Below are 16,768 nucleotides of genomic sequence, written 5' to 3' on the forward strand. Positions count from 1 at the left end.
GGCTCCTGGGTCAGGAGGGGATCCAGTCGCGTTTGATGTGGGGGGTTTCGATGTTGAGGGCGCGCATGTGCTCGATGGGGTTGGTGTATTCGCGGCTGGCGGCGATCTTTCCGTCGTCCAGGGTGAAGCCGTGGATGAAGTGGTTGCGGTAGCGGCCCTCGGGATAGCCGGGGAAGCGGATGGTGCCCTCGCCGTCGCACTCGACCCAGATGACCGCGGGGTCCTGGGTCTCGTAGATCTGGACGTCGAACCACTCCCAGTCGGGGAGCACCTTGAGGGACAGCTCGCCGTGCTTTTGCAGCTTGTCGCGGCCCTGGACCACGATGGGCCGGCCGATGTCGGTGTTGAACAGGGCCGCGGTGCCGTCCTCGGTGTAGAGGGTGTAGCGGCGCAGCCGGGCCTGCGGGCCGATTTCCATGTACTGCTCCACGGCCCGCCGGTTGCGGGCGCGCAGGTCGAGGTGGGTGGTGAACACCGGGGCGGTCATGACGACTCCGTGAGAACGCGGGGCAGGGGCGGGTGGCGGGGTTCAGGGCTGCAGGCGGGTGGTGTCCCAGCCGCTGTCGGTGCGGTCGTAGCGCAGCCGCTCGTGCAGCCGGTCGGTGCCGTTCGCCCAGAACTCCACCGCGGCCGGCTCCAGGCTGTAGGCCACGAAGGTGTCCGGGCAGGGCAGCGGGCGGGCCGGCTCGCCCAGCTCCAGGGCCCGGGCGCGGATCTCCTCCAGGTGGTCCAGGTCGCGCAGCGGTTCGCTCTGCAGCGAGACGGTGGACATGGCGTGGGTGAACACCGCGCGGGCCGCCCACAGCGCCTCGGCCTCGGCGCGCGGCAGCCGGCGCACCGGGCCGGCCACGGTGACCTGCTGGCTGGTCTCGCGCCAGTACAGGACGCCGGAGGCCCAGGGGTTGGCGGCCAGTTCGTGGCCCTTCTGGCTGCCGGCGTGGGTGATGAACACGATGCCGGTGTCGGTGATCTGGTTGACCGCCAGGATCCGTGAGGAGGTCCGCCCCCGGGCGTCCGCGGTGGCCAGCGCGAGGGCCCGCGGCTCGCGCACGCCCTGCTCGGTGGCCGCCTTCAGCCAGGACGCCAGCAGCCCCAGCGGCTCCGCCGGCGGCACACGGAACTCGGGGAAGTCCACCTCGACGGTGCCGGTCAGCGTCTCGGAACGCCGTACATCAGACATGGATGACTCCTTCGATCGTGACGACGCCGTGGCCGGAGACCTCGACGGAGTCGACGCGGTCGCCCTCGCCCTGGACGAACGCGCTCATGGGGGAGGGGCGGCCGATCTCGATGCCCTGGGTGATCTCGATGCGCTGCCCGTACGAGGCGAGGCCGTGCCGGGCGATGTGGATGGCGATCGGGCCGGCGACGGAGCCGGTGGCGGCGTCCTCCACGACTCCGTACGCGGGCGAGAACATGCGGTTGCGCCAGGTGGTCCCGGAGCCCGCGATGCAGTTGGTCGCCATGTCGGGGAAGCTCGCGAGCGCGCGGTGGTCGGGGTCGACCTTCGACAGGGCCTCGAAGCTCTCGAAGCCGACAAGGGTGTGCCGCGGGCCGTTGCGGTAGATCTCCACCGGCAGCGTCGACTCGCGGACGCCCAGCGCTTCGAGGAGCTCGTCGGCGCGGTCGAAGGGCTCCCACACGGGCACCGGCTGGCGCATGCTCGTCGAGACGACCTTCCCGCCGACGCGCTGCAGCTCGAACGGGATCACGCCCATGGCGGTCTCGATCCGCAGCTGGTTCGCGTCGGTGCGCTGCCCGAGCGCGATGGCCGTGCCCAGCAACGGGTGGCCAGCGAAGGGGAGTTCGTTGACGGGCGTGAAGATCCGCACGTGTACGTCCCCGCCCTGCTTGGGGCCGAGGACGAACGTGGTCTCCGAGAGGTTCATCTCCCGAGCGATGCGCTGCATCTGCTCGGCGCTCAGGTCGTCGGCGTCGAAGAACACCGCGACCGGGTTACCGGTGAGAGGCTCTCGGGCGAACGCGTCGACCACTACGTAGCTGTGCATCAGTTCTCCACGGTTGAGGTGCCGGGCCGGCGCTCGGGGGAGGACGCCGGCCCGGCGGTTCATGGGGCGGTGGGGCTCGTGACCCGGGCGGCTCCGGCCCGGACCATGCCCACGATGCGCGATCGATCTTTGATCGGAACTGAATCCGGCTGGAACGACGCCGGGCGCGGCAGCCGGGCGGGCCGGGCGCACCCGTCGGTGACGTCGCCGGGAGTGGTGTTGTCGTACACCGGACGGCTCAGGCGTGAATTACCGAGCACGATGCCCCCTCTGCGAATGGCAGAAAAATCAAGAAGGGGGCACGCAACATCCCTCAAGGCCCCCCGTTGGCCTTGTTCGATCCTGCCGGTCACAGGGAAATAAATCAATACCGTTTGGTTTTTTTCCGCATGAACGCGGTGCTGCGATCAACCGCGCAGCGGCATGCCTGAATTAGCTCTGGGTGCACATTCAAAAATTACAAGGTCAGACCGCAAAAGAATTAATCAATAATTTCCTGCCGACGGAGCGGCGCGCGACGGGAATTGGAATAGATAATTCCAGTCGCGCGCGTCCGTCGCCGTCACATCGGCACCGGCGCCTCCGTCCCGCGTCCGGCGAGGCTCCGGAGGTACTCCCTGAGGCTGAATCCCGGCGCCGACGCCTCCTCGGGCGTCAAGGTCGCGCCCTGCGTCAGGAGACGGCGTGCCGCGATGTGGTCCGTGGGTCGGTTGACGGACTCGACGGCCTGGAGGTCCTTCCCGCGGAAGAGGAGCACCGAGAAGGCGTCGGGGTCGTCACCGAGCACCACCTCGCTCTCGTGCCCTTCATTGAATCCCGCGATCTGTACGGTCGTGGCGAACTGATCGCTCCAGAACCAGGGCAGTTCGTCGTACGCGCGCGGCGTTCTCGCCAGTCGCTCGGCAACCGACTGGGCATGTCCGACGGCATTCTGCACGGATTCCAGCCGGAATCGATTTCCGGAACGCACCTGCGGGAATGCCGCGCAGTCACCGATGGCGGAGATGTGCGGGTCATCGGTGCGCAGCTGTGCGTCGACGGTGATTCCGCCGTTCACCGGAAGCCCGGCCGCGGCGGCCAGTTCCGTGCGCGGGGTGACACCGACGCCGATCAGGACCAGGTCGGCGGGCAGTCTGCTGCCGTCGGCCAGCTCCACCGCCGACACGCTCGAACGGCCGTCGCCGTGCAGGGCCTTGACGCCCTGCCCGAACAGCAGCTCCGTGCCCTTGCTCCGGTGCAGCCGCGTGAAGTGCTCCGCGGTCGGCGCCGACACGACCCGGGCGAGCGGACGGTCGAGCGCCTCGACGACCGTCACCTCGACGCCCGCCTCCCGCGCCACGGCGGCGAATTCGAGACCGATGAACCCGGCCCCCACCACCACGGCGCGCCGCGCCCCGGCCAGCGACGCCTGCAGCGCGACGGCGTCCTGCGCGGTGCGCAGGGTGTGCACGCCGCGCAGCTCCTTGCCCGGCACGTCGAGCGTGCGGGGCGTGGCGCCGGTGGCGAGGACGAGGTGGCCGTAGTCGTACGTGGAACCGTCGGCCAGCCGCACCGAGCGGGCGGCCGGGTCGATGTTCGTGACGGTGCCTGAGACCAGGTCGATCGACTGGCGCACGTAGTACGTGGCGGGGCGCAGCCACAGCATGGCCTCGTCCGCCTCGCCCTTGAGGTACGCCTTGGAGAGCGGCGGACGCTCGTAGGGGAGCGCGTCCTCGGCGCTGATGAGGGTGATGCAGCCCTGGTAGCCGCGCTCCCGCAGGGATGCCGCGGTCTGGTAGCCGCCCTGGCCGGCCCCCACCACGACGACCGACTCGGGGTGTGCGTGGTCCGTCATCAGTTCTGCCGTTCGGGGGTGTGGACGATGAGGCCGTCCAGCGCCTCGCTGGACTTGAGCTGGCAGCTCAGCCGGCTGTTGGGCTTGCGCGGGCACGCGGTGAAGTCGAGCATCTCGTCCTCGCGCTCCTTCGGCGGCTCCAGCTTGTCGAGGGTGGTCTCGTCCACGTAGACGTGGCAGGTGGCGCACTGCATGTTGCCGCCGCACTGGGCGACGATGCCGTCAATGTCGTTGAAAACGGCGCCGCGCATGACGCTCGTACCGACGGGGACGTCGATGGTGTTCTGGTTCCCGTCGACGGCGACGTACGTGATTTTGGGCATGACGGAACTCCTCGATGGCATCCGGACGCGCGCGATGGCGGTCCGTGGTGCGGATGCCTGGCAAGTGGAAAACGGAAGGTGGAGATGGCGTGCCGACGGTCGATGGGGGAACGGCGACACCCCTGTCGACTCGCCATCACACGCTGGCCGTCGGGACACGCGACGTCCTGGGCCAGGGCTGTGGCAGCGATTGGAGAGTACCAAACCGAATCCGGCCAAGCCAGGACCGCCGGGGAACCTCAGGGGCGGCGTCCGCGTCCGCGGCGGGAGTCGGGCAGGCGGTGCGTCATGAAGGGCCTGCTGGTGGTGAACTCCCGGAACTTCACCGCCGCGTCGGAGAGGTAGGTGTCGCGGCTCCACACCAGGGTGAGCACCCGGGAGCAGTCGGGCGCGTCCAAGTGCACCCAGGCCACGGGGACTTGGGAGTCCGTACCGGCCTGGCGCGAGATGGCCGGGATCAGTCCGATGCCGAGCCCCGCACTGATCATGTCCTGGCTCGCGCCCGGTTCGTCGCCCTCGCAGGACAGCAGTGGGGTGAGCCCTTCGGACGCGAACAGCCGGTCGAGGAGCGTGCGTTGCCACTGGCCGGGGCGGGTCGTCACGAAGGGTTCGGCGGCGATCTCACGGATCGTCACGCTCTCCTGTCCGTCGAGCCAGTGGCCGCGCGGGACGGCGAGCAGCACCTCCTCGCGGGCCAGCTCGATCGACTCGAGGTTCGTGCCGGTCAGCGGCTGTGAGGCCACACAGAAGTCGACCTCCCTGGCGCGCAGCTGGCGGTCCATCTCCTCCGCGTTCGACTGGTACAGCCGCACGTCCGCGCGGGGGTAGGCGGCCCGGAAGCTGCCGAGGAGATGGGTGATGGTCAGGAGGGTCTCCGAGGCCACGCTGACCCGGCCGAACGCCGTGTCGCGGGCGTCGCGCAGGACCCTGCGGGCGTCGTCGAGCTCGCTCAGGGCGCGGTCCACGTGGCGCAGGAACACCGCACCGTACTGATTCAGCCGGATGCGGCGGCCCTGGCGGTCGAAGAGGGGGGTGCCGAGCTCGGCCTCCAGGCGCGCGATGGTGCGGCTGAGGGAGGGCTGGGCGACGTGCAGCTCCTCCGCGGCACGGCTGATGTGCTCGAAACGGGCGACTGCCTGGAAGTAGCGCAACTGCAGAAGATCCATGGTCCACCTTCACTTATGCCTTCCGGGACATCTTCACATGGCAAAACCGGTCTTGGATTGCATAAGGAATTCTCTCTACCGTCTTTATCGAGGTCACCGCACGGATGGCGGGCAACGGCGCCCGGCATCCGCACACGCGAAGCGGGGGCCCCACCGTCCACCGTCCACCCACCGAGACCGAACCCTCCAGCCGTCCAAACCGGCCACCGTCCCCCCAGGAAGGTCGCATCATGAGCGCTGCGGATCTGGCCCGACTCCAGTTCGCGGCCACGACCGGCATCCACTGGCTGTTCGTGATCCTCACCATGGGCCTCGTCCCCATCGTCGCGATCATGCACACCCGGGCCGCGTTCACCCGTGATCCCGAAAAAAGAGCAGTCCGGGAGCGTATGACCCGCTTCTGGGGTCAGCTCTACGTCATCAACTACGCGGTCGGCATCGTCACCGGCCTCGTCATGGAGTTCCAGTTCGGACTCAGCTGGAGCGGCCTGAGCAAGTTCGCGGGCAACGTCTTCGGCGCACCGCTGGCGCTCGAGACCCTCATCGCCTTCTTCGCCGAGTCCACCTTCCTCGGCATGTGGATCTTCGGCTGGGGCCGGCTGCGCAGAGGCGTGCACGTCACGCTCATCTGGCTGGTCGCCCTGACCGCGTACGCCTCCGGGTACTGGATCCTGATCGCCAACGGCTTCATGCAGCACCCGGTCGGCTACGAAGTGCGCGACGGCGCCGCCTACCTCACCGACTTCGCGGCGCTGCTCACCAACTCCAGCGCCCTGATGGCCCTCTTCCACCTCTCGCTGGGTGCCCTGACCACGGGCGGCGTCTTCGTCGCCGGCGTCAGCGCGTACCACTTCCTGCGGGGCACCAAGGAGAGGGAGCTCTTCCGGCCCTCCCTGAAGCTGGGACTCTGGGTCTCGACCGTCGCCTCCTTCTTCGTCGTCATCGTCGGCGAGATGCAGCGCCCCATCATCGAGCGCACGCAGCCCATGAAGGACGCGGTCCTGGAGAACAGCGGCGTCGCCGAACTGCAGGCCCAGCTCGTCAAGGAGCACGGCCCGGGCAACTACGTGCCCTGGCAGGACACCATGCGGATCTCGATGGACGCCATGACGCTCATCGGCAACACCGTGTCCACCATCACCTTCATCGCCCTGATCCTTCTCTGGAAGGACCGGCTGATGCGCTGGCGCTGGGCCTCGTGGATCGTCGTCGCGACCATCCCCTTCCCGTTCATCGCCTCCGTGGGCGGCTGGATCGTCCGCGAGGTCGGACGCCAACCGTGGATCGTGTACGGCCAGTTGACGGTCGAGGACGCCCTGTCCCACGTCGGGAAGACATCACTGCTCCTGTCCTGCGTGCTCTTCATCGCCATCTTCGTCGCACTGGCGGTGACGAACTGGACCCTGATCACCAAGTTCGCCATCCGGGGCCCCGACGCCACTCAGCTCGGCGTCAGCGAGCCGCTGCCGGACGACCTGCCCGAAGGTCCGGGCGGCAGCGCCGACGAGAAGCAGCCGGTACCCGCTCTCTGAGCCGGGCCGACCGGCACCCCCCCCGAGATGACCTCCCCTGCTGTAACGGAAAGTTGAGCGAGATGAGTCTGGAGACCGTCTGGCTGGCCCTCCTCGGCCTGCTACTCGCCGGGTACTTTGTGCTCGGCGGCTACGACTACGGCGCACAGATGCTGCACCCCTTCCTCGGCCGAGACGGTCAGGAGGAGAAGCGCACCAGCGGAAACGCCGCCCTCGACGCCATCGCGCCGTTCTTCCTGGGCAACGAGGTCTGGCTGGTCGCCTTCGCCGGAGTCATGTTCGGTGCCTTCCCGCACCTCGAAGGCACCCTCCTGTCCGGCATGTACCCGCTGATCGTGGCGATCCTCGCCGGTCTGGTCCTCGGCAACGCCGCGGTCCAGCTGCGCCGCCGCTCCCGCAGCGCCCGCGGCCGCGGGGCGTGGGACGTCCTGATCGTGGTCGGCGGCGCCGTCCCGGCCGTGTGCTGGGGCCTCGTCGTGGGGCTGCTGCTCCACGGCGTGCCCCGCCGCGCCGACGGCAGCTTCCACATCGGGTTCGGCGAGGTGTTCTCGCCGTTCGTGCTGGCCTGCGGCGTCACCACCGCGCTGCTCTTCGCGGTGCACGGAGCGACCTTCGTCGCCCTGCGCTCCGGGCCCGAACTCGCCGCCAAGGCACGGAAGACGGCCGCCAACCTGCTCGTCGGCGTCGCCGCCGTCGGCGCCCTCGCGCTGCTCCTCACGATCTTCGGCGCGGGCGCCGACATGACGAACCGCACCACGTCGTGGATCATCGCCGCCCTGATCGTGGCGGCGCTCGCCGCCGCCTGGTGGTACCTCAGCCAGGGACACAACGTCCTGGCGTTCGCCGCCACCTGCTGCGCCACCGCGCTGCCGGTGCTGCTCCTGGGGGCCGGCCACTACCCGTACCTCCTGACCACCGGGGCCGGCGCGGGTCTGGACATCGACCACGCGATCACGGACGACGCCACGCTGAAGATCCTGAGCGGCTTCGGGGTCCTGGTGATCCCGACGATCCTCGCCTACCAGTTCTGGAGCTGGTGGGCCTTCCGGGGGCGGACGGGCCAGCGTCACCCCAGCTACTTCTGACCCCCGGAAAGCGACGAGAGGGACCCCTACGATGAAGCCCGTCGAACGCCGACTGATGCGGGAGATCCCGGCACTGCGGCGCCACATGACGTACTCCTCGGTGCTGGCCCTGGCGGGCGCCGGGCTCATCGTCACCCAGGCGGTCCTGCTGGCGACGGCCCTCGCGGACGGCTTCGCCGGACACGGGATCCGCACCGGCACGCTGGCCGCGCTGGGCACCGTCATGGCCCTGCGCGCCCTGCTCACCTGGGCCCGCGGCGCGCTCGCCCAGCGCGCCGCGGCCGACGCCAAGGCCACCCTGCGGGACCGGATCACCGGACAGCTGCAGCGGACGGCACCCCTGCGCCTCGCGGACCGCCGCCACGGCGAGACGGCCACCCTGCTCACCCGCGGCCTCGACGCCCTCGACCCCTACGTCGTCGGCTACCTGCCCACCCAGGCGGCCGTCGCGGTCGTACCCCTCACCGTGGTCGCCTGGGTCGGCTGGACCGACTGGACCTCGGCACTGATCATCGTCATCACCCTGCCGCTCATCCCCGTCTTCGGTGCGCTGGTCGGCATGCACACCGCCCAGCGCACCGCCCGCCAATGGCGGTTGCTCTCCCGGCTCGGCGGCCATTTCCTCGACGTGGTGGCCGGACTGCCGACGCTGCGCGCCTTCGGCCGCGAGCGCCACCAGATCACGGTGGTGCACGACATGGCGGACACCCACCGGCGGGCCACCATGCGCACCCTGCGCGTGGCCTTCCTCTCCTCCCTCGTCCTGGAAACGGTCGCCACCCTCTCCGTGGCCCTGGTGGCCGTCCCGGTCGGACTGCGACTCCTGCACGGCGACGTCGGCCTGCACACCGCCCTGGTCGTGCTGTTCCTCGCCCCCGAGGCGTATCTGCCGCTGCGCGCCATGGGCGCCGCCTTCCACGACAGCGCCGAGGGCATCGCGGTGGCCGAACGCGTCTTCACCGCACTCGACGACGAGGACGCCGCCCCGGCCGACACCGACCGCGCCCCCGCGCCCGACGCCCGCACGGCATCCCTCGCCCTCCACGACGTCACCGTCCACTACCCGGGCCGCACCGAGCCCGCCCTGCGCGACGTCTCCCTGACCATCGGCCCCGGCGAGCACGTCGCCCTGGTCGGCCCGAGCGGCGCGGGCAAGTCCACGCTGCTCTCGCTGCTCCTCGGCTTCGTCACCCCCGCGTCGGGTCGGGTCGAGGCCGGCGGCACCGATCTCGCCGGCCTCGACCCCGACGACTGGTGCACCCAGGTGGCCTGGGTGCCGCAACGCCCGCACCTGATCGCGGGGACCGTCGCCGAGAACATCCGCCTCGGCCGCCCCGACGCGAGCGACGCCGAGGTGCGGGAGGCGGCCCGCGCCGCCTCCGCCGACCTCTTCGTCGAGGAACTGCCCCAGGCGTACGACACCGTGCTCGGCGAGCATGGCGCCGGACTCTCCGCCGGTCAGCGCCAGCGGATCGCGCTGGCCCGCGCGTTCCTCAAGGACGCCCCCGTCCTGCTCCTCGACGAGCCGACCGCACACCTCGACCCCGAGAGCGAGGCCGCTGTGACGCGCGCCACGGTCGCTCTGATGCGCGGCCGCACCGCGATCGTGGTCGCCCACCGCACCAGCCTGCTGCCGCACGTCGACCGGATCATCACGGTCCGGGCGGGCGCCGTCTCGCTCCCCGCATCCGCCCCGACGCCGTCACCCGAACCGGCGCTCTCCCTCGATCCCGCGCCCGCCCTCGAACCGGCGTCCTCGGAAAGGCTGGTGGTCTCATGACCTCGTACGTCAAGGCCGCCGCGCCCGGACGCGCCCGCGCCCCCCGGCCCACCGCCCGGCTCCTGCACCACCTCCTGCCGTACTGGCGCAGGCTGCTGCCCGCCGCCCTCGCCGCGGCCGGCAGCGAGCTCGCCGCCGCCGCGCTGATGGCCACCGCCGCCTGGCTCATCACCCGCGCCGCCGAACAGCCGCCCCTGTCCGCGGTGAGCGTCGCGATCGTCGCCGTGCGGGCGCTGGCCCTCGGCCGCGGAGCGCTCCGCTACATCGACCGGCTCCTCGGCCACGACGGGGTGCTGCGCGCCGTCGCGGGCTTCCGCGCCCGGGTGTTCGAGGCACTGGTGCCGCTCGCACCGGCGGGCACCCCCGCCTTCCGCAGCGGCGACCTGCTGACCCGTCTCGTCGACGACGTGGACGCGGCGCAGGATCTGCTGCTGCGGGTCATGATCCCGGCCACGGCGGCGTTCGTGGTCGCCGCGGCCGCCACCGGCACGGTGACGGTGCTGCTGCCGGGGGCCGGACTGCTGCTCGGCGCGCTGCTGGCCGTCGCGGGCATCCTCGTGCCCGCCCTGGTGCTCGTACTGTCCCGCCGCGCGGGCCGCGTGGAGAAGGCGGCGCGCGCCGAACTCGCCGCCGTCACCGTCGACCTGACGCAGGGCGCCGCCGACCTCGCCGCCTACGGTGCCCGGGGCCGCACCCACGACCGGGCCCGCGACATCACGGCACGGATCGCCGGGCTGGAGCGCCACAAGGCACTGACCACCACGCTCGCCCAGGCCATGGTGCTGGTGGTGCAGGGCGTGGCGACGGTCGGCGTCACCTGGCTCGCGCTCCGCGCCCACGCGGCGGGCGACCTGCCCGCCGTGCAGCTCACCGTCCTCGCGGTCCTCGCGCTCGTCTCCTTCGAGGCGCTCGCGCCGCTGCCCGCCGCCGCCCGCCGCTTCGTCGAGGTCCGGGCCTCCGCGCAGCGCCTCGCCGACCTCTTCGACACCCCGGCGCCCGTCGCCGACCCACAAGCCCCGGACCCGCTGCCCACCGACGAGCCGCTCGACGTGACCATCACCGACCTGCGGGTCCGCCACCTCCAGGACAGCCCCCCGGCCCTGGACGGCGCGAGCCTGCGGCTGCCGGCCGGTCATCGAGTGGTACTCCTCGGAGCCAGCGGGTCCGGCAAATCCACGCTGATCGCCGCGCTCATGCGGTTCGTGCCGTACGAAGCGGGCAGCATCCGCGTCGGCGGGCGCGAGCTCAGCGACTGCACCGGCGCCGACGCCCGCCGCGCCATCACCGGCATGACGCAGAACGCGCACGTCTTCCACGCCACGATCCGCGCCAACCTCGTCCTCGCCGCCCCCGGCGCCACCGACGCCGAGCTGCGCGAGGCGGCCCGCAGGGCGCGGATCCTGGACTGGATCGAATCGCTGCCTGAAGGCTGGGAGACCGTGCTCGGCGGGGACGGCGCCACCGTCTCCGGCGGTCAGCGCCGACGTCTGCTGCTGGCCCGCGCGCTCCTCGCCGACCCGCCCGTCCTCGTCCTGGACGAACCCACGGAGGGACTGGATCCGGACACCGCGGCCGAGGTGCTCGCCGACATCCTCGACGCCACCCGCGGCCGCACCACACTCCTGGTCACCCACGAGCGCGCGGGCCTCGCCGGCGCCGACGAGATCGTCACCCTGGACCGCGGCCGGATCCGTCCCGCCACCCACGAGGACCTCGACTCGGCGACGGACGCGGTGCCCGCCATGGCGCTCTGAGCCGCTCCGAACCATGGCCGGACGCGCGAGGAGTCCCTCTTGCCAAGCCCCGGCGACAAGCCGAGGATTGTCCCTCCTCGGACGACCTTCGAGGGGTGCTCGATCTGTGGATGTGTGCCCTGAGGGCGCGCGATCGGAGTGAGGAGCGAAGGCCATGGCCATGGATTTTGGACTCGTACTGCAGACCGACCCGCCCGCCTCGGAGGTCGTCGGGCTCATGAGGCGCGCGGAGCGTAACGGCTTCCGCTACGGCTGGACCTTCGACTCGTCCGTGCTGTGGCAGGAGCCGTTCGTCATCTACAGCCGCATCCTCGAACACACCACGCGGCTGACCGTCGGCCCCATGGTCACCAACCCGGGCACCAGGACCTGGGAGGTCACCGCCTCGACCTTCGCGACGCTCAACGACATGTACGGCAACCGCACGGTCTGCGGCATCGGGCGCGGCGACTCCGCGATGCGCGTCGCGGGGCGCAGGCCCAACACGCTGGCCCGGCTCGGCGAGGCGATCGACGTCATCCGTGACCTCGCCGAGGGGCGCGAGGCGGACGTCGGCGGGCAGCCGCTGCGGCTGCCGTGGGTCAGGGACGGCAAGCTGCCGGTGTGGATGGCGGCGTACGGCCCGAAGGCGCTCGCGCTCGCCGGGCAGAAGGCCGACGGGTTCATCCTGCAGCTCGCCGACCCGTATCTGACGGAGTGGATGGTCAAGGCCGTGCGGGACGCGGCCGCCGACGCGGGGCGCGACCCGGCGGACATCAAGATCTGCGTGGCCGCGCCCGCCTACGTGGGCCACGACCTCGCGCACGCCCGCGAGCAGTGCCGGTGGTTCGGCGGCATGGTCGGCAACCACGTGGCGGACCTGGTCGCCAAGTACGGCGAGCACTCCTCCATGGTGCCCGAGGCCCTCACCGCGTACATCAAGGCCCGCGAGGGATACGACTACAGCCACCACGGACGCACCGGGAACCCCGACACCGCCTTCGTGCCCGACGAGATCGTCGACCGGTTCTGTCTCCTCGGACCCGTCGAAGCGCACCTCGAACGGCTGCGTGAGCTGCGCGAGTTGGGCGTCGACCAGTTCGCGTTGTACGCGATGCACGACGCGCGCGAGCTCGTCATCGACGCGTACGGCTCCGTGGTCATCCCGGAGTTCCTGTAGCCGTGGCCATGGCATGATCCCTGCGTGACCGTCATCTTCGTGCCCGGAGCGCTCAGGCGGGCCGGGGCCCTCGCGGCGACCGCCCTGCTCCTGACGGGCTGCGGACTCTCCGCGGAACTGGAGCGCGAGACGAATCCGGAGAGGTACCGGCCGTCCCCGGAGGCGACGGTGCCCGCACCGGCCACGAACGGACCGGCGGCCACGAACGGACCGGCGGCCACGAACGCTCCGGCGCCGGGCCCGTCCGACGACACCCGGCGCTGCCCGAAGTCGGGCGTCACCATGTCGCCCGGCATGGTGACCGCCGCCATGGGGCTGCGCGCGATGTCCGTGACGATGACCAACTGCGATGACACCGCGCGTGAGGTCAAGGGCTACCCCGACATCCGCGTCCGCGGCCTGGACCGCGAACTCTTCGACGTGACGGTCCTCAAGGGCACGGAACCGGTCACCACCATGGACGACCCCGGGCCGCGCCGCGTCGTGCTCCGGCCGGGGGAGTCCGCGTACACCTCGCTGGTGTGGCGGTACTCGGCCGTCGACGCGTCCACCCGCCGGGGCAGCGGGGTCTACGTGGAGATCGGCGCCGCCAAGGGCGCCCCGCGGCAGACCGTCGAGCCGGACGGCGGCCTCGACATCGGCGAGACCGGCATGCTCGGCACGACGGCCTGGCAGAAGAGCCCGTCGGACGACGACTGACCCCCCACCCGCACGCCCCCGCCCGCACGGTCAGGGCACGCGGGCTGTCCACTCGGCGGTCGTGAACTTGGTCCGCACGAGCTCCTGGGCGCGCGCCATCTCCTCGTCGGTGACCTTCCCCTCGGCAAGACCGTAGCGGCCGCGGAAGGAGTCGATCATGCGCTCGATGACCGCCTCGCGGGGCAGCCCGGTCTGGCGCCGCAGCGGATCGACGCGCTTCTTGGCGCTCCGCGTGCCCTTGTCGGAGAGCTTCTCCTTGCCGATGCGCAGCACTTCGAGCATCTTGTCCGCGTCGATGTCGTACGACATCGTCACGTGGTGCAGCACCGCACCCGGCGCGCCGCCCGGCGCCACCGTCCGCTTCTGCGCGGCGCCCGCGATCTTCCCCGCGTCCGTCGCGATGTCGTTGAGCGGCTGGTACCACGCCTTGATCCCCATGTCGGCGAGGGCGCCGAGCACCCAGTCGTCGAGGTAGGCGTAGCTGTCCTGGAAGGAGAGCCCCTGGACGAGGGCGTCGGGGACGGAGAGCGAGTACGTGATGGTGTTGCCCGGCTCCACGAACATCGCCCCGCCGCCCGAGATCCGGCGCACGACGTCGATGCCGTGCCGGGCCGCGCCCTCCGGGTCCACCTCGTTGGCGAGCGACTGGAAACTGCCGATGATCACCGAGGGCGAGGCCCACTCCCACACGCGCAGCGTCGGCGGGCGCCGTCCCGCCGCTACCTCCTGGGTCAGGACCTCGTCCAGGGCCATGTGCAGCGCGGGCGGCTGCGGCCCCTCGTGGATCAGCTGCCAGTCGTAGTCGGTCCAGTCCGTCGCGTGCGCGAGGGCGCGCCGGACTGCGATGCCGATGCCGTCCGACGTCAGGCCGTACATGACGGTGCCCTCGGGGAGCGCCGCGTCGATGCGGGCGGCGAGGCCCGGGGCGTCCGTGTCGGCGGGGGCGCCGTTCAGCGCGCCGTTGATCGCGTCGAGCGCCTCGTCCGGTTCGAGGAAGAAGTCACCGGCCACGCGGGTGTTCCGCAGCGCGCCGCCCTCGACGTCCAGATCCACGACGACGAGCTTGCCGCCGGGAACCTTGTACTCACCGTGCACCGTGCTTCCTCCATGCCCGCGGGACACAACGCCCTCGGCTCGATGTCTCCGAATCCTCCCCCAACGCTAGCCGAGCGCCGGAATGTCCCCTTGTGTGCGCCGTGCGGGGGACCGTGCACCGTTCGGCGCATCCGTGGACGGCCGACGGTCCGAAGGAGAGAGGGAAGAAACACCCGGCCCACTGGAGTCCGCACCATGCACATCTCGGTCGTCCTGTTCACCTCTGATCTGCGGGTGCACGACCATCCGCCGCTGCGCGCCGCCGTCAGCGGCGCGGACGCGGTGGTGCCGCTCTTCGTCCGCGACCGGGCCATCGCGGACCTGGGCGACGCGGGCCCGAACCGGGAGGCGTTCCTCGCCGACTGCCTGACCGACCTCGACCGTCAGCTGCGCGACCTGGGCGGCCGACTCGTGGTGCGCGCCGGTGACCTCGTCGAAGAGGTGCGGTCCGTCGTCGAGGCGGCGGACGCCGACGAGGTCCACATGGCGGCCGGGGTCAGCCGGTACGCGCACGCCCGCGAACGGCGGCTGCGCGAGGCACTGGAACGGGACGGCCGGCGCCTGTACGTCCACGACGCCGTGGTCACCGCCGTCACCCCCGGCGCCGTGACCCCGGCCAACTCCGACCACTTCGCCGTCTTCACCCCGTACTTCCGCCGCTGGACCGAGAAGGGCGTGCGGGCCGTGCTCGCCGCGCCGCGCACCGTGCGCGTCCCGGACCACATCCGCTCACAGCCGTACCCCGTCCGCGACGAGATGGACGGGCTCTCGCCGGGCCTCGCCGAGGGCGGCGAGAGCGTCGGCCGCGCCCTGTGGAAGAGCTGGCTGCGCAACGGCATCGACCAGTACACCGAGAACCACGACGACCTGGCGGGCGACGCCACCTCGAAGCTCTCGCCGCATCTGCACTTCGGCACGCTGTCCTGCGCCGAACTCGTCCACGCCGCCCGCAAGCGGTCGTCCCAGGGCGCCGCGGACTTCGTCCGGCAGCTGTGCTGGCGCGACTTCCACCACCAGGTGCTCGCCGCCCGGCCTGCGGCGGCCGCGGACGACTACCGCACGCGCGGCGACCGCTGGCGCTCCGGGAAGTCGGCGGACAGCGACATCCGCGCGTGGCAGGAGGGGGCGACGGGATACCCGGTCGTCGACGCCGCGATGCGCCAGCTGCGGCACGAGGGCTGGATGCACAACCGCGGCAGACTCCTCACCGCGAGCTTCCTCACCAAGACGCTGTACGTCGACTGGCGGGTGGGCGCCCGCCACTTCCAGCAGCTGCTCGTCGACGGCGACCTCGCCAACAACCAGCTCAACTGGCAGTGGGTGGCCGGGACCGGCACGGACAGCCGCCCCAACCGGGTGCTCAACCCCGTGCTCCAGGCCAAGCGTTACGACCCCGACGGCACGTACGTACGCCGTTGGGTGCCCGAACTGGGCGACCTGCGCGGCGCGGCGGTCCACGAGCCGTGGAAGCTGTCGGGGGAGGAGCGGGCGCGGTTCGACTACCCCGAGCCGGTCGTCGATCTGGCCGACGGGCTCGGCCGGTTCAAGCGGGCTCGGGGCATCGAGTGACGAGGGCAGTGGACGGGCGCAGGGCGAGACCTCAGATCGAGGTGATGCCGTCCAGCAAGGAGTGCACCGCCTGCCTCGCGTCGGCCCCCGGCGGCAGGGCGGGCGGCCGACCGGTCAGCGACCGTTCGGTGAATCCGGTGTCCAGACGCGGCGAGCGGATGTCGAGGACCGTGACGGACCGCGGCGCCAGCTCCTCGGTGAGCACGCTGAGCCAGCCGCTCAACGCCGCCTTGGACGCGGTGTAGTCGGCGGTGCCCGCGAGGTCGTCCGCGGTCTCCGTATCTGCCGCACCCGCCACCCCGTCGTGCACCCCTCCGGTGATCGCCAGCAGGAACCCCTTGTCCGCCACCACTGGAGCCGCGCCCCTCAGCACCGCCATGGGGCACAACGCGTTGACGGTCAGGAGATGTCCCGCCATCGCGTTCGACACGTTCTCCACCGTGCCGAACCCCGCCGCCCCGACCGTCACGAGCACCCCTTCAAGCCCCGAGAGCGCACGCTCCGCCCACGGCCCGAGAGCGGAGCACTGGTCCAGGTCGCAGGCCTCGAAGCAGCGGGCGGGCGGCCCGCCGAGGTCGCGCGCGAGAGCGGCCAGCCGCACCTGATTGCGACCGGCCAGCGCCAGCTGTGCGCCGCGCTCCGCCAACGCGCACGCGGCGAGACCGCCGAGAACGCCGGTGGCACCGACCACCAGGATGCGGGCACCCGAGATTTCCATTCGTCTTCCTCCAACAAGGGGCAAGAGGGCAGAGGGGCGTGGGGG

15 protein-coding genes are annotated in these 16,768 nt (G+C 71.4%); 7 read left to right on the forward strand and 8 right to left on the reverse strand.

Annotated elements, in window-relative coordinates; all coding sequences use genetic code 11:
* Window positions 1-10 precede the first annotated feature (10 nt).
* The 6 genes from AOK03_RS24630 to AOK03_RS24655 form a co-directional block, all read right to left on the reverse strand.
* Window positions 11-487, reverse strand: a complete 477-nt coding sequence (locus tag AOK03_RS24630) for a PhzA/PhzB family protein (RefSeq protein ID WP_055567525.1) — start codon at window positions 485-487, stop codon at window positions 11-13.
* 42 nt (window positions 488-529) lie between these two features.
* Entirely contained in the window at window positions 530-1,180 is a 651-nt protein-coding gene (phzG, locus tag AOK03_RS24635; RefSeq protein WP_055567526.1) for a phenazine biosynthesis FMN-dependent oxidase PhzG, read from the reverse strand.
* The gene (locus tag AOK03_RS24640; protein ID WP_055567536.1) at window positions 1,173-2,009 is read right to left on the reverse strand and encodes a PhzF family phenazine biosynthesis isomerase; all 837 of its coding nucleotides are present in this window, start codon (window positions 2,007-2,009) and stop codon (window positions 1,173-1,175) included. Before AOK03_RS24640 ends, phzG begins: the two co-directional genes overlap by 8 nt.
* 562 nt (window positions 2,010-2,571) lie before the next feature.
* Window positions 2,572-3,843, reverse strand: a complete 1,272-nt coding sequence (locus tag AOK03_RS24645; RefSeq protein ID WP_055567527.1) for an NAD(P)/FAD-dependent oxidoreductase — start codon at window positions 3,841-3,843, stop codon at window positions 2,572-2,574.
* Window positions 3,843-4,166 carry a 2Fe-2S iron-sulfur cluster-binding protein gene (locus AOK03_RS24650; protein ID WP_055567528.1) on the reverse strand — a complete coding sequence of 108 codons (324 nt, stop codon included), beginning with the start codon at window positions 4,164-4,166 and terminating at the stop codon, window positions 3,843-3,845. Before AOK03_RS24650 ends, AOK03_RS24645 begins: the two co-directional genes overlap by 1 nt.
* Window positions 4,167-4,405: 239 nt before the next feature.
* A complete protein-coding gene (locus AOK03_RS24655) occupies window positions 4,406-5,332 on the reverse strand; it encodes a LysR family transcriptional regulator (protein ID WP_055567529.1) in 927 nt (308 codons plus the stop codon).
* Between the two features lie 230 nt (window positions 5,333-5,562).
* Between AOK03_RS24655 and AOK03_RS24660 the strand changes: the two genes are divergently transcribed.
* The 6 genes from AOK03_RS24660 (at window position 5,563) to AOK03_RS24685 (ending at window position 13,341) form a co-directional block, all read left to right on the forward strand.
* Window positions 5,563-6,864, forward strand: a complete 1,302-nt coding sequence (locus AOK03_RS24660) for a cytochrome ubiquinol oxidase subunit I (RefSeq protein ID WP_055567530.1) — start codon at window positions 5,563-5,565, stop codon at window positions 6,862-6,864.
* A gap of 62 nt (window positions 6,865-6,926) precedes the next feature.
* Complete coding sequence (cydB, locus tag AOK03_RS24665) at window positions 6,927-7,949, forward strand: cytochrome d ubiquinol oxidase subunit II (RefSeq protein ID WP_055567531.1); 1,023 nt, start codon at window positions 6,927-6,929, stop codon at window positions 7,947-7,949.
* Window positions 7,950-7,980: 31 nt separating this feature from the next.
* Window positions 7,981-9,729: a thiol reductant ABC exporter subunit CydD gene (cydD, locus tag AOK03_RS24670; RefSeq protein WP_079074935.1), complete on the forward strand. Its 1,749-nt coding sequence runs from the start codon at window positions 7,981-7,983 to the stop codon at window positions 9,727-9,729.
* The gene (gene cydC / locus AOK03_RS24675; RefSeq protein ID WP_055567532.1) at window positions 9,726-11,483 is read left to right on the forward strand and encodes a thiol reductant ABC exporter subunit CydC; all 1,758 of its coding nucleotides are present in this window, start codon (window positions 9,726-9,728) and stop codon (window positions 11,481-11,483) included. The genes cydD and cydC overlap by 4 nt, the downstream gene beginning before the upstream one ends.
* Before the next feature lie 160 nt (window positions 11,484-11,643).
* Entirely contained in the window at window positions 11,644-12,642 is a 999-nt protein-coding gene (locus tag AOK03_RS24680; RefSeq protein ID WP_055567538.1) for a TIGR03842 family LLM class F420-dependent oxidoreductase, read from the forward strand.
* 24 nt (window positions 12,643-12,666) lie between these two features.
* Window positions 12,667-13,341: a DUF4232 domain-containing protein gene (locus AOK03_RS24685; RefSeq protein WP_079074936.1), complete on the forward strand. Its 675-nt coding sequence runs from the start codon at window positions 12,667-12,669 to the stop codon at window positions 13,339-13,341.
* 30 nt (window positions 13,342-13,371) lie between these two features.
* Here the strand turns inward: AOK03_RS24685 and lplAB are convergent, their stop codons facing one another.
* Window positions 13,372-14,436, reverse strand: coding sequence for a lipoate-protein ligase LplAB (gene lplAB / locus AOK03_RS24690; RefSeq protein ID WP_055567533.1), 1,065 nt, complete (start codon window positions 14,434-14,436; stop codon window positions 13,372-13,374).
* Between the two features lie 195 nt (window positions 14,437-14,631).
* Here lplAB and AOK03_RS24695 point away from each other — a divergent pair, with 195 nt between their 5' ends.
* On the forward strand, window positions 14,632-16,005 hold the full coding sequence (locus AOK03_RS24695; RefSeq protein WP_055567534.1) for a cryptochrome/photolyase family protein: 1,374 nt from the start codon (window positions 14,632-14,634) through the stop codon (window positions 16,003-16,005).
* Window positions 16,006-16,036: 31 nt separating this feature from the next.
* Here the strand turns inward: AOK03_RS24695 and AOK03_RS24700 are convergent, their stop codons facing one another.
* Window positions 16,037-16,723, reverse strand: a complete 687-nt coding sequence (locus AOK03_RS24700) for an SDR family NAD(P)-dependent oxidoreductase (protein WP_055567535.1) — start codon at window positions 16,721-16,723, stop codon at window positions 16,037-16,039.
* Between the last annotated feature and the right edge of the window lie 45 nt (window positions 16,724-16,768).

Origin of the sequence: Streptomyces atriruber (assembly GCF_001418325.1) — a bacterium.
GTDB classification, from domain to species: Bacteria; Actinomycetota; Actinomycetes; order Streptomycetales; family Streptomycetaceae; genus Streptomyces; species Streptomyces atriruber.